General features: G+C 37.3%; 23 protein-coding genes and 1 tRNA gene. 11 read left to right on the forward strand and 13 right to left on the reverse strand.

The window, feature by feature from the left end; all coding sequences use genetic code 11:
• Window positions 1-11: 11 nt before the first annotated feature.
• The gene (hepC, locus tag WC623_RS01155) at window positions 12-1,988 is read left to right on the forward strand and encodes a heparin-sulfate lyase HepC (RefSeq protein ID WP_372847700.1); all 1,977 of its coding nucleotides are present in this window, start codon (window positions 12-14) and stop codon (window positions 1,986-1,988) included.
• Window positions 1,989-2,183: 195 nt separating this feature from the next.
• Here hepC and WC623_RS01160 read toward each other — a convergent pair whose 3' ends face one another.
• Complete coding sequence (locus tag WC623_RS01160) at window positions 2,184-2,315, reverse strand: hypothetical protein (RefSeq protein ID WP_372847701.1); 132 nt, start codon at window positions 2,313-2,315, stop codon at window positions 2,184-2,186.
• 104 nt (window positions 2,316-2,419) lie between these two features.
• Here WC623_RS01160 and WC623_RS01165 point away from each other — a divergent pair, with 104 nt between their 5' ends.
• Both WC623_RS01165 and WC623_RS01170 read left to right on the forward strand, forming a co-directional pair.
• On the forward strand, window positions 2,420-2,983 hold the full coding sequence (locus tag WC623_RS01165; RefSeq protein ID WP_372847702.1) for a hypothetical protein: 564 nt from the start codon (window positions 2,420-2,422) through the stop codon (window positions 2,981-2,983).
• Window positions 2,984-3,060: 77 nt separating this feature from the next.
• Complete coding sequence (locus WC623_RS01170) at window positions 3,061-4,029, forward strand: hypothetical protein (protein WP_372847703.1); 969 nt, start codon at window positions 3,061-3,063, stop codon at window positions 4,027-4,029.
• Between the two features lie 68 nt (window positions 4,030-4,097).
• On the opposite strand, the gene WC623_RS01175 is transcribed toward WC623_RS01170, so the two are convergent.
• Window positions 4,098-4,170 (reverse strand) — tRNA-Phe (locus WC623_RS01175).
• A gap of 210 nt (window positions 4,171-4,380) precedes the next feature.
• Between WC623_RS01175 and WC623_RS01180 the strand changes: the two genes are divergently transcribed.
• From WC623_RS01180 to WC623_RS01190, 3 genes are all read left to right on the forward strand, one after another.
• Window positions 4,381-5,697 carry a 4Fe-4S dicluster domain-containing protein gene (locus tag WC623_RS01180; RefSeq protein WP_372848964.1) on the forward strand — a complete coding sequence of 439 codons (1,317 nt, stop codon included), beginning with the start codon at window positions 4,381-4,383 and terminating at the stop codon, window positions 5,695-5,697.
• Window positions 5,698-5,793: 96 nt separating this feature from the next.
• Entirely contained in the window at window positions 5,794-6,594 is an 801-nt protein-coding gene (locus tag WC623_RS01185; RefSeq protein ID WP_372847704.1) for a (Fe-S)-binding protein, read from the forward strand.
• Complete coding sequence (locus tag WC623_RS01190) at window positions 6,584-7,381, forward strand: MBL fold metallo-hydrolase (protein ID WP_372847705.1); 798 nt, start codon at window positions 6,584-6,586, stop codon at window positions 7,379-7,381. The genes WC623_RS01185 and WC623_RS01190 overlap by 11 nt, the downstream gene beginning before the upstream one ends.
• Here the strand turns inward: WC623_RS01190 and WC623_RS01195 are convergent.
• Window positions 7,347-7,829 carry a hypothetical protein gene (locus WC623_RS01195; protein ID WP_372847706.1) on the reverse strand — a complete coding sequence of 161 codons (483 nt, stop codon included), beginning with the start codon at window positions 7,827-7,829 and terminating at the stop codon, window positions 7,347-7,349. The two genes, WC623_RS01190 and WC623_RS01195, sit on opposite strands and share 35 nt — an antisense overlap.
• Before the next feature lie 51 nt (window positions 7,830-7,880).
• Here WC623_RS01195 and WC623_RS01200 point away from each other — a divergent pair, with 51 nt between their 5' ends.
• Window positions 7,881-8,357 carry an ABC transporter ATPase gene (locus WC623_RS01200; RefSeq protein WP_372847707.1) on the forward strand — a complete coding sequence of 159 codons (477 nt, stop codon included), beginning with the start codon at window positions 7,881-7,883 and terminating at the stop codon, window positions 8,355-8,357.
• Window positions 8,358-8,384: 27 nt separating this feature from the next.
• Here WC623_RS01200 and mtgA read toward each other — a convergent pair whose 3' ends face one another.
• From mtgA to WC623_RS01230, 6 genes are all read right to left on the reverse strand, one after another.
• Entirely contained in the window at window positions 8,385-9,107 is a 723-nt protein-coding gene (gene mtgA / locus WC623_RS01205) for a monofunctional biosynthetic peptidoglycan transglycosylase (RefSeq protein ID WP_372847708.1), read from the reverse strand.
• A gap of 78 nt (window positions 9,108-9,185) precedes the next feature.
• A complete protein-coding gene (gene rplI, locus WC623_RS01210) occupies window positions 9,186-9,629 on the reverse strand; it encodes a 50S ribosomal protein L9 (protein ID WP_349784459.1) in 444 nt (147 codons plus the stop codon).
• 10 nt (window positions 9,630-9,639) lie between these two features.
• Window positions 9,640-9,903 carry a 30S ribosomal protein S18 gene (rpsR, locus tag WC623_RS01215; RefSeq protein ID WP_084291565.1) on the reverse strand — a complete coding sequence of 88 codons (264 nt, stop codon included), beginning with the start codon at window positions 9,901-9,903 and terminating at the stop codon, window positions 9,640-9,642.
• Window positions 9,903-10,262 (reverse strand): 30S ribosomal protein S6, encoded by a 360-nt coding sequence (gene rpsF / locus WC623_RS01220; protein ID WP_349784458.1) that lies wholly within the window; start codon window positions 10,260-10,262, stop codon window positions 9,903-9,905. The genes rpsR and rpsF overlap by 1 nt, the downstream gene beginning before the upstream one ends.
• Before the next feature lie 80 nt (window positions 10,263-10,342).
• Window positions 10,343-11,587, reverse strand: coding sequence for an outer membrane beta-barrel protein (locus WC623_RS01225; RefSeq protein ID WP_372847709.1), 1,245 nt, complete (start codon window positions 11,585-11,587; stop codon window positions 10,343-10,345).
• Window positions 11,588-11,724: 137 nt separating this feature from the next.
• Window positions 11,725-12,315 (reverse strand): hypothetical protein, encoded by a 591-nt coding sequence (locus tag WC623_RS01230; RefSeq protein ID WP_372847710.1) that lies wholly within the window; start codon window positions 12,313-12,315, stop codon window positions 11,725-11,727.
• A gap of 150 nt (window positions 12,316-12,465) precedes the next feature.
• Between WC623_RS01230 and WC623_RS01235 the strand changes: the two genes are divergently transcribed.
• Window positions 12,466-13,344 carry an AraC family transcriptional regulator gene (locus tag WC623_RS01235; protein ID WP_372847711.1) on the forward strand — a complete coding sequence of 293 codons (879 nt, stop codon included), beginning with the start codon at window positions 12,466-12,468 and terminating at the stop codon, window positions 13,342-13,344.
• A gap of 39 nt (window positions 13,345-13,383) precedes the next feature.
• Here the strand turns inward: WC623_RS01235 and WC623_RS01240 are convergent, their stop codons facing one another.
• Window positions 13,384-14,622: a hypothetical protein gene (locus WC623_RS01240; protein ID WP_372847712.1), complete on the reverse strand. Its 1,239-nt coding sequence runs from the start codon at window positions 14,620-14,622 to the stop codon at window positions 13,384-13,386.
• A gap of 133 nt (window positions 14,623-14,755) precedes the next feature.
• Here WC623_RS01240 and WC623_RS01245 point away from each other — a divergent pair, with 133 nt between their 5' ends.
• The gene (locus tag WC623_RS01245; protein WP_372847713.1) at window positions 14,756-16,609 is read left to right on the forward strand and encodes a DNA polymerase III subunit gamma/tau; all 1,854 of its coding nucleotides are present in this window, start codon (window positions 14,756-14,758) and stop codon (window positions 16,607-16,609) included.
• Between the two features lies 1 nt (window position 16,610).
• On the opposite strand, the gene WC623_RS01250 is transcribed toward WC623_RS01245, so the two are convergent.
• Both WC623_RS01250 and WC623_RS01255 read right to left on the reverse strand, forming a co-directional pair.
• Complete coding sequence (locus tag WC623_RS01250; RefSeq protein ID WP_372847714.1) at window positions 16,611-17,033, reverse strand: hypothetical protein; 423 nt, start codon at window positions 17,031-17,033, stop codon at window positions 16,611-16,613.
• Between the two features lie 140 nt (window positions 17,034-17,173).
• Window positions 17,174-19,393, reverse strand: coding sequence for an NADP-dependent isocitrate dehydrogenase (locus WC623_RS01255; RefSeq protein ID WP_372847715.1), 2,220 nt, complete (start codon window positions 19,391-19,393; stop codon window positions 17,174-17,176).
• A gap of 280 nt (window positions 19,394-19,673) precedes the next feature.
• Between WC623_RS01255 and WC623_RS01260 the strand changes: the two genes are divergently transcribed.
• Both WC623_RS01260 and WC623_RS01265 read left to right on the forward strand, forming a co-directional pair.
• Window positions 19,674-21,740, forward strand: a complete 2,067-nt coding sequence (locus WC623_RS01260) for a TonB-dependent receptor (RefSeq protein ID WP_372847716.1) — start codon at window positions 19,674-19,676, stop codon at window positions 21,738-21,740.
• Between the two features lie 68 nt (window positions 21,741-21,808).
• Window positions 21,809-22,546: a ThuA domain-containing protein gene (locus WC623_RS01265; RefSeq protein WP_372847717.1), complete on the forward strand. Its 738-nt coding sequence runs from the start codon at window positions 21,809-21,811 to the stop codon at window positions 22,544-22,546.
• A gap of 5 nt (window positions 22,547-22,551) precedes the next feature.
• Here WC623_RS01265 and WC623_RS01270 read toward each other — a convergent pair whose 3' ends face one another.
• Window positions 22,552-23,139, reverse strand: coding sequence for an HPP family protein (locus tag WC623_RS01270; protein WP_372847718.1), 588 nt, complete (start codon window positions 23,137-23,139; stop codon window positions 22,552-22,554).
• Between the last annotated feature and the right edge of the window lie 154 nt (window positions 23,140-23,293).

Genomic DNA, 23,293 nt, shown 5'->3' on the forward strand with positions numbered 1-23,293 from the left:
CAATCGAAAATATGTATTTAAGATCCTTATTAATTTTATGTGTGCTATACTTACAGATTGGTGCTTCAAAAGCACAAAACACAATCACCAAAGAGAGTTTTAAGGCAATAAACTTAAATTATCAGGGGCTCGAAAAAGTTAAAACTGCTGTAGAGGCAGCTAAATACGAAGATGCCGCAGCTGCGCTGTTACAGTATTACAAAACTAAACTAGGCTCAAGAAACCCCGACTTCAGTAATCTTGAAGTTCCGGTTGATACCACTGGTACACTTGATGCGAAAATCCTTGAAACTGCAGACAATGCTTTGAAACACCTTTTTAAAACCCAGGAAAGCTATGGCTTTTTTGATTTTGGGAAGAATATCAACTGGCAATTATGGCCTGTTAAAGACAATGAAGTTCGCTGGCAGCTACACCGAGTAAAATGGTGGCTACCAATGGCTTTAACTTATCATAGCACTAAAGACGAAAAATATGCTAAAGAATGGGTATTTCAATTTGAAGATTGGGTAAAAAAGAATCCTCTGGGCTTATCAGCTGATAATGATCGCTTTGCCTGGAGACCATTAGAAGTATCCGACAGAGTGCAAAGTTTAGTACCCACTATAAGTATTTTCATCAATTCCCCTCATTTTACACCCGCCTTCCTGATGGTTGTCTTAAACAGCTACCAGCAACAAGCTGATTATTTACCAAGTAATTATGCAGCAGAAGGTAACCACCGTTTATTTGAAGCCCAACGAGCTTTATTTGCCGGTGCTTCATTCCCTGAACTTTTAGATGCTTCAGAATGGCGAAAAAGTGGAATTGATGTGTTGAACTCCGAAATAAAAAAACAGGTATATGCTGATGGTGTCCAATTTGAACTATCTCCTGTATATCATGCTGCTGCTATAGATATTTTTGCAAAAGCCTTTAAAGGGGCTCAAAAAGCTGGTTTGGAAAATGAATTTCCGGCAAGCTATAAGCAAACGGTAGAAAAAATGGCATTGGCCTTTGTCAACATCACCTTTCCTAATTATAATCAACCGATGTTCGGAGATTCCTGGTGGACAAATAAAGAGTTTAGGCTAAGGCAATTTACTGCATGGTCTGAACTGTTTCCCGAAAACCAATTTATCAAATACTTTGCGACTGATGGTAAAAAAGGTGATAAACCAAACTGGTTTTCTAATGCCTTAAGTAATGCTGGGTTTTATACATTCCGAAACGGATGGGATAACAGTTCTACCATTATGATGCTTAAGGCTAGCCCTCCGGGAGAGTTTCATGCCCAACCTGATAACGGGACTTTTGAACTTTGGGTAAATGGAAGAAACTTTACACCTGATGCGGGTTGCTTTGTTTATAGTGGAGATAAGGAGATTATGAAACAACGAAATTGGTTCCGTCAAACTCGCGTGCATAGCACCATGACTTTGAATAACCAAAATATGTTGATCACTAAAGCTCAACAAAACAAATGGACAACAAGTAAAGATCTGGATGTACTCACCTATACAAATCCAAGTTACACTAATTTAGACCATCGTCGTAGTGTTCTATTTGTAGATAAGAAATATTTTGTAATTGTAGATCAGGCAATAGGTTCTGAAACAGGTACTCTTGGCATACATTATCAGTTAAAAGAAGATAGTAATTCCCAATTCGACAAAAAGACAAATAAAGTTTTTACCAATTATAGTGATGGCAACAACCTGCTTATTCAATGCTTAATTCCTCAAAAAACAGAGTTAAAAGAAGAAGAAGGTAAAGTTTCTTATCAGTATGGAAAAGAACTATCTAGACCAGCATTGGTATTTGAGAATGGTAAGACCAATAGTAATAATGCTTTTTTTATCAGTGTAGTTTATCCTTATACGGGGAACAAAGCACCGAAAATTACACTTACTGAAAAAAAAGGGAATAATTATGCAAAAGGAATGCTTGATTTGGTATTAACCATTGACGGGAAATCAAAACCCTTAAAATTAGATTTAAACAAGTAGTAGTAACAAGACTTTTATTGTAAACGTATCCCAGTATAGGACAGACAAAGGACATGCTTTTATTACCATAGCTTTACTAGAGCATTACTAGGGCGTTACTAGGGCCTTGCTAGGGCCATTAGCCCTAAAAAAGCCTTAGTAATACTTAAGTAAGATAAGATTAAGATCCTTAGGAACCCGTCACCAGACCAAAAGCTAGTTAAAAACAAAAAGATCGTCTTCCACCTCAAACTTATTTTTCTTTGCCTGAAAATACGCTGTGGATAAAAGGCTAAGCTCTGTTTCAGGCTGTTTCAATTCCGGATGCTGTTCAAAAATAGCATCCATTATACCGTTTATTGCAGCGAATGATTCTACCAGATAAGGTTTGGCTGTAGATTTGTTGTTAGAGTTCTACAAGCATGTGCAGTCATACATTTTACCAGAACAATATGATTAAATACGTATTAATTGCTATAGGAATGTTGTTTCTGTTTGGTACGGTAGGTAGTTGTACAAATATGGATGCTGAGAAGAAAACTGAAATGGATGCCACAGCACAGAAAGAAGTAAAAAATGCAGCCAGCCAGATCCTGACTTCCTGGCTCGCCCAAGGTATTGAAGGTGTCCAATTCCTTAAGACCAGTGAATGGAAAATCGATGACCGGATTTTTCTGAACAGCAGTAATGATAAAGGATACTTATTGTTACTTAATCAGGATAAGGATCCACAGGCAACACTGGATTATGTTCAGGTACTGTATGCAAGCAAAGAGGAAGGAAAATGGAAGGTTTATCTGGAATCTCTGCCCAATTTGGTAATTCCCAGAAAAAAAGAAAACGGATATTTTGTTACTAATACGTTCAGCCAACTCGCTGAAGCCGGAGAGAAAGAAATTGGCCGGCAATATAAAAGTGATCATATAGAGATCAATGATGAGCTCATCAACAAGGAATTCAATGAAGATCTAAAGAAAAACCACCGACGTTTTTTAGCCAGAAAAATTAAGAATTAACTAGATCGGCACCTTAGACCAAAGAAGAAAGAATTACATTTACTACTGCTATTGACGGAAAAACCAGATGGATTAAAATGAGAACACTAATTATATCAAGCTTAGTATTACTGTCGGGCCTGGCTTCCTGCCAGCAAAAACAATCATCAGGTACAACTATTAAAAGTCAGGTAAAGATGGATCAGAAAATGCTGGATATTTATAAGCAGGTAAAGACATACAATTATAACCCCTTTTATGAGGTAGAATTCAGTCAGGATGCCTGTGGTTACGAAATTTTAATCAATGGCGTACCCCTGCACCGCTATTTGTTATCGGGTAGTGCCAATGAGCAGCGTATCCCAATTAATGATCATATATTAACAAGTGGAAAACAGGAAATTATCATACGCTTGTTTCCGCCCCAGCTTTCAGACCAAAGCTGGTCACCGAAACTTGTCGATGCTTCTAAATTTAAGATCAAAGTGATTCACCATGCCCCTGATGCTCCTACAGAAACCTATAAACAAGTTTTTGAATTCAGTACCTCTAATAAACCGGGAACAGAAAATTTTCTGGACAGCGGGCAAAAGATTTTTGAATTTAAAGGCTATTTTGATGCAGAAATTCCTTATCAGTTAGAAGGATGGAAAAATTCCGAGAACCTGAGTAAAGAGAATAAAGATGAATTACTGAAAGAAGCGGTTGCAGCATATAACAATTTCAGAAATGTACTGATAAAAAAAGATGAGAATGCTTATGCATCGTTGATGTATGATAAAGAAGTGGAACTGGCAAAAGCCTTTTACTGGGTTACTCCCACAGATTCCAAAGAACGCTGGGACGAAATGAGCGGCACAGTCCGTGAAAAAAGGGAGATTCTACCCTTGAAAGATTTTAAAATGGTGCTATATGCAGGTGGAAAAGTGCTTGCTTTACAGCCAACGAGCGAAATGTATAAAGATTATCTGTCTGCCATTCATGCCCAGACTGAGGATGATGACATCCAGGTTTCTTTCCTGCTTCATAAAAAGGCCGGTAGTGATAAACTGACACCTATACGTTAACAAAACGGATCAACAACAAAAATGCTATAAAACAAAAAAGCTTCAGATCTCTCTGAAGCTTTTTGCAGTGGTATGGGCCGGGATCGAACCGGCGACACATGGATTTTCAGTCCATTGCTCTACCGACTGAGCTACCGTACCATCTTATTTAACATACTTCTTAAATATGTTCCCCTCGGTTGGGAGTGCAAATGTAGTGTCTTTCTTCGAAGATTAAAATCTTTTTTGAAAATATTTTAAAATAGTTCATTTTTATCTGAATACACAATAAATTTCCCTATTATATGCATGCATAGTAATTTGTTTTAAGTGAAATACTTTAACTTAGCAAACGATAAGATAGAATTTAAAATGGTGTCACAAATCCTATTCATAGCCCTTACGCTGGCTGCAATAGCTCTATTTAGCTATAACTTAAAAAAGGTTATCCGCAATATCCGTTTTGGAAAAGCGGTAGACAGGTCGGATCAGCCTCAGAAAAGACTTATGACCATGCTAAAAGTAGCATTCGGACAAACAAAAATGTTTTTTCGTCCCATACCCGCTCTACTTCATCTGGTAGTATATGCAGGCTTCGTGATCATTAATCTTGAAGTACTGGAAATTATGATTGATGGTATCTTCGGTACGCATCGCATATTTGGTGGATTAGGAATCTTTTACAATGTTCTAATCGGATCATTTGAATTCCTCGCCCTTGGTGTATGGTTGGCTTGTGTAATCTTCCTAATCAGAAGAAACATCATCAAACTGAAAAGATTTAGTGGGGTAGAAATGAAAAACTGGCCTACATCAGACGCCAATTACATCCTCATTACCGAAATATTATTGATGACTGCGTTTTTAACCATGAATGCTGCAGATGCAAAACTGCAAGCCATGGGCGCAGGACATTATGCAGCATACGGAGCATTCCCTGTTAGTCAATTCTTACAAAACCTTTTACCAAATACTGAAGCTGCGCTGATTGCCATTGAAAGAGGCTGCTGGTGGTTCCATATTGTTGGCATATTTGCTTTTTTAAACTACTTGCCTTATTCTAAGCACTTTCATATCATGTTTGCTTTTCCCAATACTTACTTTTCCAACCTGGAGCCAAAAGGAGAATTTACAAACATGCAAAGTGTAACCAATGAAGTTAAAGCAATGCTTGATCCCTCATTTACACCTGCAGAAGCAGAAGTTGGGCGTTTTGGAGCAAAAGATGTGAATGATCTGACCTGGGTTAATCTCATGAACGCTTATACTTGTACAGAATGTGGCAGATGTACTTCAGTATGTCCGGCAAACATTACGGGTAAACTCCTGTCTCCTCGAAAAATCATGATGGATACACGTGACAGAATGGAAGAGGTAGGCAAAAATATTGATAAAGCAGTTAAAGCAGGAGACAAGGAAGCAACTGGATTTGACGACGGCAAGTCCTTAATCGACACATATATCAGTCGAGAAGAGATTTGGGCCTGTACAAGCTGTAATGCGTGTACACAAGCCTGCCCTATTAACATTGACCCGCTGGCTATCATTACAGAGCTTAGAAGATATGCTGTAATGGAGGAATCGCAGTCGCCAGCCAGTATTAATGCAATGCTGGGCAATATAGAAAACAATGGTGCACCGTGGAAATATTCGCCGGCCGACAGGTTTAACTGGGCTAAGCAAGATTAGTGGGTTAGCATTACTGAAGCAGGACTAAAGAACCAGAGAAGAAAGAACAAGGATTAAAGAGCAAAGATTTAAAGACAAAAGCTGAAAGATCAAAAAATGAGTGAGCAATTAAACTTTACCGTGCCAACAATGGCCGAAATGATAGCAAAAGGCGAAGAGCCAGAAATCTTATTCTGGGTAGGCTGTGCTGGTAGTTATGATGAAAGAGCACAGAAAACCACACGCGATATTTGCAAAATATTACATCATGTAGGTATGAAATATGCAGTATTGGGCACTGAAGAGAGCTGCACTGGAGATCCTGCAAAACGTGCTGGTAATGAGTTTCTGTTCCAAATGCAGGCTATGACAAACATTGAAGTACTTAACGGTTATAATATCAAGAAAATAGTCACAGGCTGCCCCCATTGTTTCAATACCATAAAAAATGAGTATCCAGGATTGGGAGGTACATATGAGGTTATTCATCATACTCAACTGATACAACAGCTGATTGACGAGGGTAAACTTAAGGCTGAAGGCGGGGAAAGTTTTAAAGGTAAAAAGATTACTTATCATGACCCTTGCTACTTAGGCCGTGGAAATGATGTATACGAAGCTCCAAGAAAAGCGCTTGAAGCCCTTGATGCACAGCTTGTAGAAATGAAACGTTGTAAATCTAATGGTTTATGCTGTGGTGCCGGTGGTGCTCAAATGTTCAAAGAACCGGAAAAAGGTAATAAGGATATAAATATCGAAAGAATTGAAGAAGCCCTTGAAACTCAACCTCAGATTATAGCTGCTTCTTGTCCTTTTTGCATGACGATGCTTAATGATGGTGTTAAAATGAAAGATCAAGATCAGAATGTTAAAGTTTTAGATATAGCAGAAATCACTGCAAGAGCAAATGGATTGTAATCCTCTTTTTATATCATCCCTAAATTCCGGCAGCAACGGAAACTGCTACTATGTAGGCAACCACGAAGAGGCCATACTGATTGATGCCGGCATATCATGTCGGGAAACAGAAAAAAGGATGTTACGTCTTGGCCTTTCTATGCAAAAAGTAAAGGCCATATTTATTTCTCATGAACACACAGATCACATAAAAGGACTCTGTACGCTCGCAGCAAAATATAATCTACCTATTTACATTAATCAGGGCACACTGGCAGCCTGCAGATTTAATTTAAGGGCGGATCTCATTCGGAATTTACAAATTAATACACAGGTACAGATAGGAGAGCTGCTGGTTACTAATTTCTCCAAATTACATGATGCCTCTGAGCCATGTAGCTTCGTTGTATCATTTGGAGAGACAAAAGTTGGTATATTTACAGACATAGGCGCTGCTTGTGAACAACTTACTTTTCACTTTAAGCAATGTCATGCTGCGTTTCTTGAAGCTAATTATGATGATGAGCTATTGCAGAGAAGTGCATATCCATATTTTTTAAAGAGACGCATTAGTGGTGGAAAAGGACATTTATCAAATCTACAGGCATTGGAGCTCTTTAAAAGCCATAAGCCTCCTTTTATGAGTCATCTGCTTCTTTCTCACTTATCAAAAGACAACAATTGTCCCGAACTTGTATCAAATCTATTTACTCAACATGCAAATGGCACAGAGATTATTGTGGCCTCCCGCTATCAGGAAACGGAAGTTTACTCTATTTTTGAGCCAGCAGCAGTGCATTCATTTTAATCAGTCGCTCTGATAAATCTACGAGGTCCTGAGGTTCAATATTTTTTAGTGGGATCATCATATAGGTTGCCATACTGTCAACATCCCCTCCTTTTTTATCTTTATAAGTTTGCACAATTACATTCTCGCCACTCGTCCGCAAATATAATTGCCCATTTTTATCCGTCCCGTAATAATCCAGGTCTTTAAATTTTGCCAGATTGAAAGAAAAGTATTCTACTTTTCCACTAGCATAGTAACGTCTGTACCTACAGAATCCGGTGTTGGTAACATTAAGCTGATAGCGTTGGATCTGCTCTGCCCCATGCTCACTATCATGATGTTCAACAAGCTTATTCTGAATATAGATCATTTGCTCATCTATCAATGAAGCAGTACTGAAAGCCGTCAAGATCAAGCAAAACAAGATAGAGAGGAACATTCTTAAGCCTAATGTAAACTTATTCATGACGTCAAAAATTTAGCTGCATCAAATTAAATAATTTATTAAATTTGACCTATGAGTTTTTCTCCACAATCTAAAATTTGGATCTATCAAAGTAACCGTCCATTTACAAATGACGAAGTTCCAGCTATACAACAAAAACTGGACGACTTCACATCTCAGTGGAAAGCACATGGTCACCAATTAAAAGCAAAAGCAGAAATTGTACATAAATTCTTTATTGTATTTACAGTTGATGAAGCGAATGCGGGTGTTACGGGTTGCTCAATCGATGCTTCGGTTCGTGTAATCAAAGATATTGAGCAAACTTACAATGTGGATTTGTTTGACAGATTTAACATCGCCTATAAAATAGACGACAAAGTAATTGTGACCAATAAAGAAGACTTTGAAACTCTGGTAAGTATTAATAAAGTTGGACCAAAAACTATTGTTTTCAACAACCTTGTACAAAACCTAGATGAATTTCAAAATAAGTGGGAAACAACTTTTGAAGAGAGTTGGCATAGCAAAGTCTTTTCAAAGCTATAGTAGTTTCAGTTTTTCAGGTTATTTTTCTTAGAAGTCCAGAGGCCCCAATCTCTTCATGTTTTTCATGATCAGATACTGACGGTGTTTGATATATGTTGTTGGCTTTTTGGGAGTCCATCTTCTTGGGTTCGGGAAACAGGCAGCAATCAATGCAGCTTGCGAGCGCGTCAGCTTGGTACACGATTTACTGAAATAAGCTTGTGCAGCGGCCTCTGCACCATATATACCATCCCCCATTTCAATTACATTCAGGTATACCTCTAGAATACGTTCCTTACTCCACAGCATTTCTATAAGCAAAGTAAAATAGGCTTCAAACCCTTTGCGCACCCAAGAACGGCCCGGCCATAAGAATACATTCTTTGCTGTTTGCTGCGAAATGGTGCTACCACCTTTAATCTTTTTGCCTTTTTTGTTCGTTGCAAAAGCCTTCTCGATAGCCTTTACATCAAAACCTATGTGTTTTAAGAACAACTGGTCTTCAGCCGAAACAGCAGCCCGTTTCATGTTGTCGGACATATCTTCAAAATCAACCCACTCCTTTTGTAATTTAAAAGCCTTACCATCAGTTTTACGTTCTATATTACGCAATACCATGAGTAAGGTAATCGGAGGGTTAATAAAGCGATACGCCAGCACCCAGAGGACGCTAACCAGCAAAAACCATAGAAAGATTCTGGTTACTATTGATGATATTCTTTTAGTAAGAGATTGCTTTGATTTACTATTCGAACGTTTCTTTTGTGCCATCGCTCAAAGGTAATAAAAAGGCATAAAAAAAAGGCTTCCCGGAATCCGGAAAGCCTTTTTTTTATCTTTGTAAGAAGATTACTCAGCTACAACTTCGAAAGGAACTTTAACTTTCACTTCTTTGTGTAAGTTTAAGTTGGCAACATATTCACCAACAAATTTAGGTTCAGTTTCGAAAGTGATACGGCGACGATCAACTTCAAAACCTTTTTGTTTTAAAGCGTCAGCAATCATAATGGTGTTTACTGCACCAAAAATCTTACCTGTTTCACCAGCTTTAGCACCGATAGACAATTTAACCTCAGCTAAACGTTCTGCGATACCTTCAGCATCTTTCTTAATTTTATCTTGTTTAAAAGCTGCTTGCTTTAAGTTTTCTGCTAATACTTTTTTAGCTGAAGGAGTAGCCAAAGCACCAAATCCTTGAGGGATTAAGTAGTTACGACCATATCCTGGCTTTACAGTAACGATATCATCTTTTTCCCCTAGGGATTTGATATCTTGTTTCAAAATAATTTCCATCTCTCAGCTCCTATTTTAATTGGTCAGCAACAAAAGGTAACAAACCAATGTGACGTGCACGTTTAACCGCTTGAGCCACTTTGCGTTGAAATTTCAATGAAGTACCAGTTAAACGGCGAGGTAATAATTTACCTTGATCATTGATGAATTTTAACAAGAAGTTTGCGTCTTTGTAATCAATATATTTGATTCCGTTTTTTCTAAAACGGCAATATTTTTTTCTGTTATCGTCCACTTTTGGAGCAGTAACATATTGTATTTGATCTTTAGCCATTATCCTGCAACCTCCTGTTTTGGTTTTTTGTTAAAAGCTCCACTACGTTTTTTCTCATTATATGCAACCGCGTGACGGTCTAATCTAATGGTAAGGAAACGCAATACACGCTCATCGCGTTTAAGCTCTAACTCCAACTTGTTAATTAATTCACCTGAAGATTTGTACTCTGTAAGGTGGAAAAATCCGCTTGCTTTTTTTTCAATCGGATACGCTAATTTTCTCAAACCCCAATTGTCCTCTTGAACAATTTCGGCTCCGCTGTCAGTAATGATTTTGCTGAATTTGGCAATAGCCTCTTTAGCAACTTCTTCTGACAACAACGGGGTTAGAACGATAACAGTTTCGTACTGATTCATTGTTATTTATTTGTTTTTTAATTAATCCGCTCTTAATGCGGGATGCAAAAGTAACAATAAATTTCTAATAATCAAATGTTTTAATGCTTACCAAACAAGTAATTAACACCAAAAGCAAGCCGCTGTACCCTTAGTGCCACAGAATAATAATCAGTTATTGGAGCTTTTGGACTATATCCCGCAAATACTTCAATTTTTTTGTTCAACACAACACCAGTACTGAGTTGTAAAGAGTAGTTAAACTTATTGATTTCCCTATCACTGTTCTGAAGGAGAATGGTCTTGTCCAAGTCTCTTGTAACCACAATCTTATTATTACTGATTTTTGAAAAATTAAGTCCCGCGCCAAATCCTGCAAAAAACTTTAATTTATTGGTATTATATATATTGTAAATAAACTGAGGAGTTAATACAAGAGAAGCACGGTCAAAAGTATGGCTTCTGCTGTTGCCTATATAGTCAGGTACTGACACTCCATACTTATCCATCATAAACGATATTTCTGTTCTAAAAATCAGTTTCCCGATTGCAGGATTTATAAGAAGATCAATCCCCCCATTTAACATTGGAGAGTAAGAAATTTTAGATATAGCATCCTCACTTGCAAGCTCCCCCAGTCCCCTATAGCTAGCTGAGCTTACACTAAGAGCTGCACCGGCAAAAAACCTGAACCCTTTGTATTTAGACTTAGGAGGTTCTTGATTATTAATCGCTGAAACAAATTTCAACAATTTCCTTTCTGTATATTCCAAATTGGAAACATCTTTTTCTTCAATGGGCCTACCTGGATTACTCTTCATCATTTGAGCCAACAGTTGCCTGACATACATATTGTCATTTACTATAGCATTTGTCTTGACTGTGCTTAAGTATGTATTTCTAATCAACTCAACAGGCTCCTGATGATCTTTACTCATCATATAATAGCGTTCTTTCACATCATCTTCATAGGAAAAAAGAGTCAAATTCTTCCCATCCTGCAACACCTTCAGAAATACTGTTTTTCTTGTGAATGAGGAATCCGGACCATAACTCAAATTGGCAACATCGATCTTACTCATACTAACATTTACAGCAAAACGTCTTTGATGCTCTATATCATCAATGCCATACCCTGCGCAATTCCCCAGGCTATATGTTTGTGTACTGCTATTTAATGAAGTTCTGAAATCCACATTTACAGGATTCTTACTCCTTTCTTTATAATCAATATACCCTTTAAGCGTATCTTTTGAATTGGTAATTACATATCCTTTTTGAAAATTAGCTTGAGCAAAGCTCAATACAGGAATAGTACACAAGAGGCCAATGAGAAAGCGTTTCATTTAATTTGGTTTATAATTCAGGACAAAATTAATTTTAATTAACCATATTTTCAAATGACTATAAAACAGTCAACAACAAAAAAGGTCGCCCTGTAAAGGGCAACCTTTTATAAGTACTAACCAAATACTACATGCAATTACATTTGAACCGTTTTGGTAACAACCTGATCTGCAGACCTGATGATAAAAGTCAACTCTCTTGCATATCCACGTGCTACATCAAATTTCTTAACCAAAGTTGAGCCTCCTTTAAAAACTTTTTGATATAACTGACCACTATGTTGATCTAAAATCTCAACTTCGATAGGTCCTTTAGGAGCGTTTTCAACATTTAATACTAAAACATCATCCATCTTAGTTAAGATTGGATTAAGCATATTAAGGATTACTGGCTCAGAAACCAAAACACTATCTCCTTTAATTTCTATTTTATACTCAGTAGCTTGTGCTTCTGTCAATAGTTTAAAGGTATAATTTCCATTCGGAAGAGAACTCAGATCATAAGTTTTAGATGTTCCCTTCTTTGCATTTAATTTCTTTTCATACAAGGCTTCGTTGTTGGCACCATAAATAGCCACATCAACAACCTGCGTTTCATTCATAGCAAAAGTTACAGTCTTATCGTTTACACGTTTAATGCTAAACGAAAACTCACCATCACTTGCATACAGACCAACAGAACTCATTAATAATGCTGCGATCAAACTGATTTTAATAAAACTTTTCATAACTAACTGTTTTAATTACTTTATGATACAAATTTACCCCACATTAAAATGAAAGTCTTATTGCATATATCCACATATCTATGCTATATTACCCTTCATAAAGACCAAAAAGAGAATACACCTATTTTATTTACACTGAGAGAAGGAAAAATGAAGATAAAAACCAACAAGCCGGGCTTCGAAATCATCGAATCCTCATTCGGAAGCTCGTTTTATTATTCAAAGTATGCTGAAAAGCTAAATAACAAATCACATGTGTGGCATTACCATCCCGAGATTGAAATGGTCTTTGTAAACGGTGGTTCGGGGAAACGACAGATTGGAAGTCACCTTTCTTATTATACAGATGGAGATTTAATACTTATCGGCAGCAACCTTCCACATTGTGGTTTTACAGATGATAGGACGGGCAATAAGAATGAAACAGTTATTCAAATGAAACCGGATTTCCTTGGGACAGAATTCTTAAGCCTACAGGAGACAAAATACCTTCCCGAATTGTTTAACAAAGCTAAAGGAGGTATTGCCTTTGGCGCTGCAACAAAAAATGCCGTGGGAGAGCGTATTGAGATGATGGATAATCAACAACCTTTTGAAAGGTTGCTCACCTTGTTAACAGTATTAAAAGAACTGGAAAGCGCGAAGGATTATATGATATTAAATGCGTCAGGTTTCTCAATGGAAACTCAGGTCCAGGACAATGACAGAATCAACATGATCTTTAATTATGTAAAAGACCACTTCCATGAAGAAATCATTCTTGCTGAAGTAGCAGAAATGGCCAGCATGACTACCCCATCTTTCTGCAGGTATTTCAAAAAAACTACTAAAAAGACATTTACCAAGTTTGTAAATGAGTACCGCATTGTACATGCCGCCAAACTATTAGCTGAAAAACAAATCAGCATAGCAAATATTAGTTACGAAAGTGGTTTTTATAATTTCAGCCATTTCAATAAGCTATTTAAAGAGTTTACTGGTAAAAGTGCATCCGAATACAGAAAAGAATTGAAGTCAGTTTTAAAGTAACAATACCGACACTTTTCCTTACAATATGGAATTAAAAGTTTACTTTTTACCAAACAAGTAATTAACCCCAAGTCTCATCCTTTCTACATTAATATTAAAAACGCCATAATTGCTGATCGGCATATATGGACTATATCCCGCCGAAATCTCTATCTTTTTATTCAAAACCACTCCCACGATTCCCTGAAAAGAATAATTAACGGCCTCCATTTTTAACGGGTTTTTAAGCACATCGGATTCACCCCTAACCGTATTTAACGCTACATATTCATCATTGCGGTTTAACATAAAATTCACACCACCTCCAATTCCGGCAAACACCTTAAAATGATCGGCATTATACATATTATATATAACCTGAGGTGTAATCACGGCAAGAAACTGATCAAAAGAATGCCTGTAGTTATCATCTCCCCGATGAAGTGCAATTTCATTTTTACTCATTTGTAAAGACAACTCTGTTCTAAATAGCAACTTTCCAATTACCGGATTGAAAAATATATCTATACCAGTTGTCAGCATAGGTAGATATGAGACCTTTACCTTTGCCGTCGGGCTCGCAAAATCATGCATTCCTGAATAACTTGCCCAGCTCCTGTTCAGTGCCAGGCCGGCAAAAAACCTACTGCTACTATGTTTAGACTTAGTTAACTTTTGCTGATTGATCTCAGCAACCAATTCCAACAACGCATCTTCATTGTATTCCAATTTCGATAACTTTTCTTGATCAACTGCAATTCCAGGATTAGACTCCCTCATCACATCAAGCAATTGTCTGATATACTGATTCCCATTTACAACTCTTTTAACGCCCTCTTCCTGCATATATACGCGCCTGATGAGTTCTGAGGGCGTTCCATTTTTAGACTTCAGATAAAAGCGTTCCTTAACATCATCAACATAAGAATACAAGGTTACATTTTTACCGGCTTGCAATACTCTTAGAAATACAGTGTCTGTTCTTGAAGAAAGATCTGGAACATTTGACAATCTATCAATATCCGTTTCACCCATTGTAATATCTACCACAAAGCTTTCAAACGACTCCGCTTCATCAATACCATAAGCGTTACAATTATTTGAGGTGAAAGTCTGGATTTTGCCATCCATGGCTGACCTGAAATCAAATGTAGTTGGATTTTTCTTTCGCTCTTTATAATCTATAAATCCTCTTAAAGTATCGTTTGATTTTGTCACCACATATCCTTTGTCGAAATTCTTTTGCGAAAAACCAAGTATAGGGGATGCGATAAGCACCACAGTGAGAAAGCGTTTCATAATTTTTAAATTCGAATTTTTTGCTAAACTTAGCCTAAAGTATCCATTTCACAAAAAATGAAAGGCAGTTTGCGCATTTTATTTTCCCACAAATTACCCTAGCTCCATAAAAAATTTCTAATTTCGTGGACGCATGGAAAATTTTATAGTATCAGCCCGTAAATACCGCCCGGCAACGTTTGAAACCGTAGTTGGACAGCAGCACATTACAGGCACTTTAAAAAATGCTATAAAGAACAATCAACTGGCACAGGCCTTTTTATTCTGCGGGCCAAGAGGTGTCGGTAAAACGACCTGCGCACGTATTCTTGCAAAAACGATCAACTGTACGAATTTAACCGCCGAACAAGAAGCATGTGGTACTTGTGAGTCTTGCGTTTCTTTTCAGACTGGTCATTCCTTTAACTTTCATGAGCTTGATGCTGCATCCAATAACTCAGTTGACGACATCAGAAGTCTTATTGATCAGGTACGTATACCGCCACAAGCAGGAAAATATAAGATTTACATTATTGACGAGGTTCACATGCTTTCGGCAAATGCATTCAATGCTTTCCTAAAGACACTTGAAGAACCACCTTCTTATGCTATTTTTATATTAGCAACAACCGAGAAGCACAAAATATTACCAACTATATTATCCCGCTGTCAGATCTTTGATTTTAACAGAATTCAGGTAGATGATATTTCAGGTCACTTAAATAAAATCGCACAACGCGAAAACATAGCTGTAGAAGCAGACGGACTTCACATCATTGCACAAAAGGCAGATGGAGGTTTGAGAGATGCGTTATCTATGTTTGATCAGATTGTAAGTTATACCAATAAAAACCTAACTTATAAATCGGTAATCGACAATCTTAATATCCTGGATTATGATTACTACTTCAAACTTACTGATTACCTCAATAACGCTGATGTAAGTAATTCACTAGTATTGTTTGATGAAATATTAAATAATGGTTTTGATGGCAACAATTTCATTAATGGATTGGCTAGTCACTTCAGAAATCTATTGGTTGCAAAAGATCCTCAAACCACCAAGCTGTTAGAAGTTAGCGAAAGTATCAAACAAAAATACATCAGCCAGAGCCAGCAAACATCTGCATCGTTTATTCTTACAGCTTTAAATCTTGCTAATCAATGCGATCTGAATTACAAGAACAGTAAAAACCAGCGTTTGCAGGTAGAAATGGCCCTGATTAAAATGTGCCATATCCCCTCGGTACTTCAGCTAGCCAGCCAACCACACAACAACGCAACTGACACAGATCAGATTAAAAAAAAAACTAATGTAAGTTCTGTTGATTCTGTTCCAGCAACAAGTAATACTATATCAAATCAACCTCATTCTAGTGTTAGCATTCCTGTACCAAGTCAGCCTCTAGTTCAAACACCATCACTAACTGTAGCTGAAACAAAGCCTGCTGTTGCTCCATCAGCAAGCATACCACTTCCTAAAAGAACAGCACCACCATCCGGAAAAATAGCATTACAGCCTTTATCAGCCTCAATACAGAATAAAGCTGCAACCTTAATCCCGTCTTTAAATGGGATAGAAAAAAAAGCAGAAGGAGGAGAAGGTGATGAGCCAAAATACATTACTGGTGACGACCGTGAGTCCTTTACATTGGAACAACTGACTTTCTATTGGAATCAATACACCAATATGGTAAAGGATGCCAATAAGATCAATATTTACACACTGATGAGTACCTCAGCTCCTATCCTTGAAAGCCAGGAAGAAATCATGGTACATATTGAGCATAAATTACAAGAAGACCTGTTACAAGATGAGATGATTGATTTGCTTAACTTTTTAAGACCAAGGCTTAAAAACTTCAGCATTTACATTAAAACAAAACAGGTTGTTAAAGAGGTAGTAAACAGGCTATACACCAGTACAGAGAAATACCAATATCTGGTAGAGAAAAACCCTAAACTGGAAGAAATGCGCAGAAGGTTCAACCTTGATGTGAACCCATAAGTTATTTTCCTGGTTTGTCATTAATCGGATAGCCCTCTTCATCAAGGTCGTCCCGATCGTCTTCAGCGGTACGTGATAAGATTTCATCCTCCGGACTCAAAACAACACTTTCTCCAGAATTATCTATGCGCATACCTGCCCCATCTAACCGTTCGTTTATCTCTTTTATATTGTCATATTCCGATCCGATATAAGGATTGGATTCATCATAGGTAGAGATACTATCCTCACCATTGGGCGCTGAGGTATCATAAGGAAGTGGATGGTCATATTCCGTATCTTTGCCTTTCACATCAAATTCAAAGCTATTTTTATCTTTATCAAAAGATAAATTTTCAAAGTCCTTTGTCTCCCCTAAACCCATCGAATGAAGTTTATCATCTGCTTTAGGAGTACTTTCCTGATTATTTTCGCCCGTCATCATAATGGTAAGTTTTATTAATACAACCAAAATAGGGTTACAAATGTTTTTTGTTAAAAAATAAAAAGATTAAAATCCATTCAAATAAAAAGGGGCTACGTCCTTAGACCAGCCCCTCCTTAAACAGGTAATTATAAATTACCTTATAAACTTGCCAAAGCAGTGTTCAATGTTTGACTTGGGCGCATTGCCGCAGCAGCCAATTCATCATTAGGATTATAATAACCACCAATATTTTGTGGCTTTCCTTGTGCTCCGATTAATTCTTCATTTATTTTAGCTTCATTCTCTGCCAATACTTTTGCCAAAGGAGTGAATCTAGTTTGCAATGCTACATCTTTTGCTTGTGCAGCCAATGCCTCAGCCCAATATAACGTTAGGTAGAAGTGAGAACCACGATTATCAATTTGGCCTACTTTACGTGCTGGAGATTTATCATTAGCAAGGAATTTTTCTGTAGCTACATCTAAAGTTTCAGCAAGTACCAATGCTTTTGCATTGTTTTGAGTTTGTCCCAAATGCTCTAAAGAAACGGCTAAAGCTAAAAACTCACCTAATGAATCCCAACGTAAATAACCTTCCTGAATAAATTGTTCAATATGTTTTGGTGCAGAACCACCAGCTCCTGTTTCAAATAAACCACCGCCATTCATTAATGGGACGATAGACAACATTTTTGCTGAAGTACCAAGCTCAAGAATCGGGAACAAATCCGTCAGATAATCACGAAGAACGTTACCAGTTACAGAGATCGTATCTAGACCTTTACGGATCCTATCCAATGTAAATTTAGTAGCCTCAACAGGAGAAAGGATGCGAATATCCAAACCATTCGTATCGAAGTCAGGTAGATATTTATTTACTTTCGCAATGATTTCTCTATCGTGTGCTCTTTGCTCATCTAGCCAGAATACCGCTGGTGTATCAGACAAACGTGCTCTGTTCACCGCTAGTTTAACCCAGTCCTGAATCGGTGCATCTTTAGTTTGACACATACGGAAGATATCGCCCTTTTCTACTTTCTGATCAAAGAAAACTTTACCTTCAGCATCTGTTACACGGATTGTGCCGTTTGCAGTAGCTTGGAAAGTTTTATCATGAGAACCATATTCTTCTGCTTTTTGTGCCATTAAACCTACGTTTGGCACAGAACCCATTGTAGTTACATCAAAAGCACCGTGTGCTTTACAATCATCAATTGTAGCCGTATATACACCAGCATAACAACGATCAGGAATCAATGCGATAGTATCTTGTGATTTACCTTCTTTGTTCCACATTTGTCCGGAAGTACGGATCATTGCTGGCATAGAGGCATCAACAATTACGTCTGAAGGAACATGTAAGTTGGTAATTCCTTTATCAGAATTAACCATAGCTAAATCAGGGCCATTTTCAATTGCAGCAGCAATAGCAGCTTCAACTTCAGCCTGCTTAGCATTTCCTGCAATTTTAGCATAAACATCACCTAAACCATTTCTAGTATCGATGTTTAGTTCTGCAAAAAGTTCCGTGTATTTAGCAAATACATCAGCAAAATACACTTCTACAATAGCTCCAAAAATGATAGGATCAGAAACCTTCATCATTGTTGCTTTTAAGTGTGCAGATAATAAGACACCTGCAGCTTTAGCTTCAGCAATTTCCTTAGCAACGAATGCTTTTAAAGCAGAAAGGCTCAGTGCAGAGCTGTCAATCACTTCACCTGCTTTTAAAGGAGCCAAACCTTTCAATTCAGTTACTGCACCATCCGCAGCAACAAATTCAATTTTAAACTGAGTAGCATCAGCAACAGTTACTGATTTCTCAGAACCATAAAAGTCGCCCTCTGTCATACTTGCAACTTTTGTTTTGGAATCTGCAGACCATGCACCCATTGAATGCGGGTTAGCTTTTGCATAATTTTTAACCGCTTTAGGTGCTCTACGATCTGAGTTACCTTCACGTAATACTGGATTAACAGCCGAACCTAAAACCTTTGCATATTTCGCCTTTATTGCTTTCTCTTCTTCAGTCTGTGCATTATCAGGATAATCAGGGATTGCAAATCCTTGTGATTGTAATTCTGTAATCGCACCAACCAATTGAGGAATAGAAGCAGAGATATTAGGCAATTTTATAATATTAGCCTCAGGCGTAGTTGCCAGCTGGCCTAATTCTGTCAATGCATCTCCAATCTTTTGATCTTCTTTTAAAAACTCAGGGAAGTTGGCCAAAATTCTACCAGCAAGAGAGATATCTCTGCTTTCTACATCAATACCAGCCGAAGCGGTAAAGGCTTGTACAATTGGTAAGAAGGAATATGTTGCCAACATTGGCGCTTCATCTGTTTTGGTATAGATAATTTTTGATGTGTTTGACATGTTTTATAAATGTTTTATAAATACGATTAATGAATGAAAATAAAAGCTGGAGTTTATGACAACTTGCTTTTGTTAAAATCGCCTAAAGATATAATAAACAGATGAATTTTAAGCCATTAAAATGTTATAAATCGGTTAAAATCAGTACAACAATTCATATGAGCAGATTGAAAATGTCGACCATAGTAAGAGAGAATTGACTAAATATGCTAACATTGCGATAGTAAATAGCCACATTCTTTGTATGTATTTCTCAAGGTAAATTTTAGCTTTGCTTTAGATGAAAACATTTTTTACCGCCTGTTTCACAATGCTTTGTTTTTTAAGCATTGCCCAGACTAAGCAAGACACAACAAGAAAACTTGAAGAAGTAGTAATTCGGCCATATTTTTCTACGGAACCTTTATTGAGGTCGACCGGCTCCATTGGTTTGATTAATCAAGCAGATCTAGAAAAGCAACCTAATGGTTCTTTTGTATCAGTAATAAACACCATTTCTGGTGTCCGTATGGAAGAGCGCTCTCCTGGCAGCTACAGGCTATCCATCAGGGGAAGTTTATTACGTTCTCCTTTCGGCATTAGAAATGTTAAGATCTACTTTGATGATTTTCCTTTAACAGATGCTGGTGGCAATACTTATTTTAATGCATTAGATGTATCGGCAACTCAAAGCATTCAGGTATTAAAAGGTCCTCATGGGAATATCTTTGGTGCCAACTCTGGTGGGGTGATATTGGTCCAGTCGACCGGCAGCACCCCTGATAGCACTGCATTAAGCCTAAAACTTGAAGGTGGTTCTTATGGAACCTTTAGGGAAAACCTATCTTTAAATAAGCGATTCAATAAGTACAGTTTTAATATCACTCAGGCTTATCAGCGTAGCGATGGCTACCGTGACCATAGCGGAATGGATCGTAAATATTTCCAGACTACTCACAAATGGGATTATGCCAAAAATGCAGCTTTAAAGGCATTGGTCTTTTATTCTGATTTACATTATAACACCCCTGGAGGATTAACTGCTGAACAATATGCTTTAAACCCTAAATTATCAAGGCCTGCAGGTGGTATTTTTAAAAGTGCTATTGAGCAGAACGCGGGAATTTATAGTAAAACAATATATGGAGGTATTTCTCATGATTGGCAGATCAATGAGAAATTTAAACATGTACTAACCGTATTTTCTACATATACTGACTTTAAAAACCCTTTTATCACAAATTATGAAGAGCGTAAAGAGTTTACCATAGGTTTGAGGTCATATGTTGAATATCAACAACGTTTAACTGATGCAAATTTGAAATTCAATCTTGGTGTAGAAAGTATGCAAACTTCAACAGATTTCGACAATTATGCAAACAATTCAAGTCTGCGGGGCGACCTTACAGTTGCTGATCAACTAAAGGCAAGATCTAATTTTGCTTTTGCACATTTTACTGCAGATTTTTTTGAAAAGTGGTTATTAGAACTATCGGGCAGTGCTAATTTTTATGGTTATGGATATGAGAGTAGTTTTCCTGTTGTAGTTGCAAAAAAAACTAACAACTTTAATGTTCAATTTGTACCAAGAGCTGCATTATCTTATCTGGTTGATCCACGTTTATCATTAAGGGCATCAGTAAGTAAAGGCTACTCCCCACCTACTCTATCTGAAGTAAGGGCATCAGACAATGTAATCAATGTAGACTTACAACCTGAACAGGGCTGGAATTATGAAACAGGGCTGAAATATAAGACTTTAAACAGCAGACTTTATATTGATCTTACAGGATTCTTTTACAACCTCAAAAATGCTATCGTAATTCGTACAAACGATGGTGGCTCAGATTATTTCATCAATGCTGGAGGAACTAAACAATGGGGATTAGAAAGCACCTTAGCTTTCTGGGCAATTCCTGTCAACTCTTCAAACTTTGTAAGAGGACTGCAATTCCGCAATGCCTATACCCTAAGCCACTTTAAATTCGACGAATACCAAGCTAAAACAGCCGATTATTCAGGCAACAACCTAACAGGAGTACCTAAAAATGTTTTAGTGAGCAGTATAGACGTACAATTCCCCAAGGACTTCTATGCTTTTTTGCAGCATAACTTTACTTCACAAATACCCCTCAATGATGCGAATACAGTTTACGCGAAGAAATACCACCTTTTACAAGCAAAAATTGGCTGGAGAAACCTTCGCATCGGTAAAACCCCTATTGAACTTTTTATAGGTGCAGACAATCTTTTGAATGAAAGCTACAGCCTGGGTAATGACCTTAATGCAATGGGTGGCCGTTTCTTTAATGCCGCAGCAAAACGTAATTTTTATGGTGGATTAGCAGTTCGTTTCAGCAAAAACTAGCTTTTATAAAATTATCAGCCATTATAAAAAAGTATTATTTACTAACTTAGCCAGAAACCAAATAAAGTATGTCAAAGATTTTAACCTTCTTTTTAACTGTATCGTTACTAGTTGTATTTTTCGCAGCCCCTGTAAGCGCCAAGAAAAAAAAGATTCTTGTCTTTTCTAAAACGGCCGGTTTTCATCACTCTTCTATTAAAGTCGGTGTAGCTGCAATTCAAAAATTGGGTTTGATAAACAAATTCGAAGTAGATACAACTATTGATGCTAAAAAATTCACTCCTAAAAACCTGAAACAATATGCAGCAGTTGTTTTCTTAAACACCACAGGTGATGTGTTAAATGATGAACAACAAACTGCTTTTGAAAAATACATTAAAAATGGTGGAGGCTATGTAGGAGTACATGCAGCTACTGATACAGAGTTCGACTGGCCATGGTATGGTAAACTTGCAGGTGCATGGTTTGTAAATCACCCAAAGGTTCAAGTAGCAACGCTAAACGTCGTAAACAGAAATACAATTTCCACAAAACACTTACCTGAGAACTGGATAAAAAAAGATGAATGGTATAACTTCAAAGATATCAACAAAGACATTAAAGTATTGATTACAATTGACGAAAGCAGTTACCAAGGCGGTAAAAATGCTCCTCAGCACCCAATGTCCTGGTACCATGATTTTGATGGCGGACGCTCATTTGTTACTGCCCTCGGACATGTTGAAGAGTCATATAGCGACCCGCTTTTTTTACAGCACTTACTCGGTGGCATTCAGTATGCCATGGGGATAAAGAAAATGGAATAGATATTTTATACAGCGGCTTTTCTTATTGGCCGCTTTCTTTTTAATATAGGTTTTGACGGATATTCTCTATGTCTTAGGTTATTAAAAATTAATGCGACTGCAAATAAGATGAGTACACCAGTCAATACCGGCGACAAAACATACAGATAGCCTAGCTCTTCTATTTTTTTTCCACCTGTAACTGCAATTAATGCAGTAGCGCCACCTGGCGGATGCAGAGTCTTGGTGATTTGCATGGCTACGATGGATAAAGAAACGGCTAACGCACAAGCAAGCCAAACTTCATTTGAGATAAGTTTAGAAACTGTAACTCCAATTATAGCACACAATACATGTCCACCAATTAGATTACGAGGTTGAGCTAGTGGACTATTCACAAGTCCATATACCAACACAGACGAAGCACCGAATGACCCAATCAGGAATAAATTATCACTGGCTACCAAGTATTGACTATTTAGCAGTCCTATTAAACCAATCCCTACAAATGATCCAATAAAAGTAAGTACATGCTCCTTCGCATCTATCAATGTTTCACGGTATAAAATGTACCTCGCTCTGCGGTATTGTTTCCTTATTATTTTTTTTGGCATTTATTTCCCTATTTCGCCGCAAAAATAATACAATATCTAGTCATATACGAGTTATTATTACAATTGTCATTTTCTTTATAAAACCCTCACTCAACTGAATACATTTCAGTTCTTTAAGTAAAAACATTAGAAAAGCACCTCTATAAGAGCATAA

Origin of the sequence: Pedobacter sp., assembly GCF_041645105.1 — a bacterium.
Lineage (GTDB): Bacteria > Bacteroidota > Bacteroidia > Sphingobacteriales > Sphingobacteriaceae > Pedobacter.

What these genes read in the sequence shown, in the direction of transcription:
- hepC (WP_372847700.1), top strand. Translation starts at nt 12, where the DNA reads ATGTATTTAAGATCCTTATTAATTTTATGTGTGCTATACTTACAGATT.
- WC623_RS01160 (WP_372847701.1), bottom strand. Translation starts at nt 2,315, where the DNA reads ATGGATGCTATTTTTGAACAGCATCCGGAATTGAAACAGCCTGAAACA.
- WC623_RS01165 (WP_372847702.1), top strand. Translation starts at nt 2,420, where the DNA reads ATGATTAAATACGTATTAATTGCTATAGGAATGTTGTTTCTGTTTGGT.
- WC623_RS01170 (WP_372847703.1), top strand. Translation starts at nt 3,061, where the DNA reads ATGAGAACACTAATTATATCAAGCTTAGTATTACTGTCGGGCCTGGCT.
- WC623_RS01180 (WP_372848964.1), top strand. Translation starts at nt 4,381, where the DNA reads ATGGTGTCACAAATCCTATTCATAGCCCTTACGCTGGCTGCAATAGCT.
- WC623_RS01185 (WP_372847704.1), top strand. Translation starts at nt 5,794, where the DNA reads ATGAGTGAGCAATTAAACTTTACCGTGCCAACAATGGCCGAAATGATA.
- WC623_RS01190 (WP_372847705.1), top strand. Translation starts at nt 6,584, where the DNA reads ATGGATTGTAATCCTCTTTTTATATCATCCCTAAATTCCGGCAGCAAC.
- WC623_RS01195 (WP_372847706.1), bottom strand. Translation starts at nt 7,829, where the DNA reads ATGAATAAGTTTACATTAGGCTTAAGAATGTTCCTCTCTATCTTGTTT.
- WC623_RS01200 (WP_372847707.1), top strand. Translation starts at nt 7,881, where the DNA reads ATGAGTTTTTCTCCACAATCTAAAATTTGGATCTATCAAAGTAACCGT.
- mtgA (WP_372847708.1), bottom strand. Translation starts at nt 9,107, where the DNA reads ATGGCACAAAAGAAACGTTCGAATAGTAAATCAAAGCAATCTCTTACT.
- rplI (WP_349784459.1), bottom strand. Translation starts at nt 9,629, where the DNA reads ATGGAAATTATTTTGAAACAAGATATCAAATCCCTAGGGGAAAAAGAT.
- rpsR (WP_084291565.1), bottom strand. Translation starts at nt 9,903, where the DNA reads ATGGCTAAAGATCAAATACAATATGTTACTGCTCCAAAAGTGGACGAT.
- rpsF (WP_349784458.1), bottom strand. Translation starts at nt 10,262, where the DNA reads ATGAATCAGTACGAAACTGTTATCGTTCTAACCCCGTTGTTGTCAGAA.
- WC623_RS01225 (WP_372847709.1), bottom strand. Translation starts at nt 11,587, where the DNA reads ATGAAACGCTTTCTCATTGGCCTCTTGTGTACTATTCCTGTATTGAGC.
- WC623_RS01230 (WP_372847710.1), bottom strand. Translation starts at nt 12,315, where the DNA reads ATGAAAAGTTTTATTAAAATCAGTTTGATCGCAGCATTATTAATGAGT.
- WC623_RS01235 (WP_372847711.1), top strand. Translation starts at nt 12,466, where the DNA reads ATGAAGATAAAAACCAACAAGCCGGGCTTCGAAATCATCGAATCCTCA.
- WC623_RS01240 (WP_372847712.1), bottom strand. Translation starts at nt 14,622, where the DNA reads ATGAAACGCTTTCTCACTGTGGTGCTTATCGCATCCCCTATACTTGGT.
- WC623_RS01245 (WP_372847713.1), top strand. Translation starts at nt 14,756, where the DNA reads ATGGAAAATTTTATAGTATCAGCCCGTAAATACCGCCCGGCAACGTTT.
- WC623_RS01250 (WP_372847714.1), bottom strand. Translation starts at nt 17,033, where the DNA reads ATGATGACGGGCGAAAATAATCAGGAAAGTACTCCTAAAGCAGATGAT.
- WC623_RS01255 (WP_372847715.1), bottom strand. Translation starts at nt 19,393, where the DNA reads ATGTCAAACACATCAAAAATTATCTATACCAAAACAGATGAAGCGCCA.
- WC623_RS01260 (WP_372847716.1), top strand. Translation starts at nt 19,674, where the DNA reads ATGAAAACATTTTTTACCGCCTGTTTCACAATGCTTTGTTTTTTAAGC.
- WC623_RS01265 (WP_372847717.1), top strand. Translation starts at nt 21,809, where the DNA reads ATGTCAAAGATTTTAACCTTCTTTTTAACTGTATCGTTACTAGTTGTA.
- WC623_RS01270 (WP_372847718.1), bottom strand. Translation starts at nt 23,139, where the DNA reads ATGCCAAAAAAAATAATAAGGAAACAATACCGCAGAGCGAGGTACATT.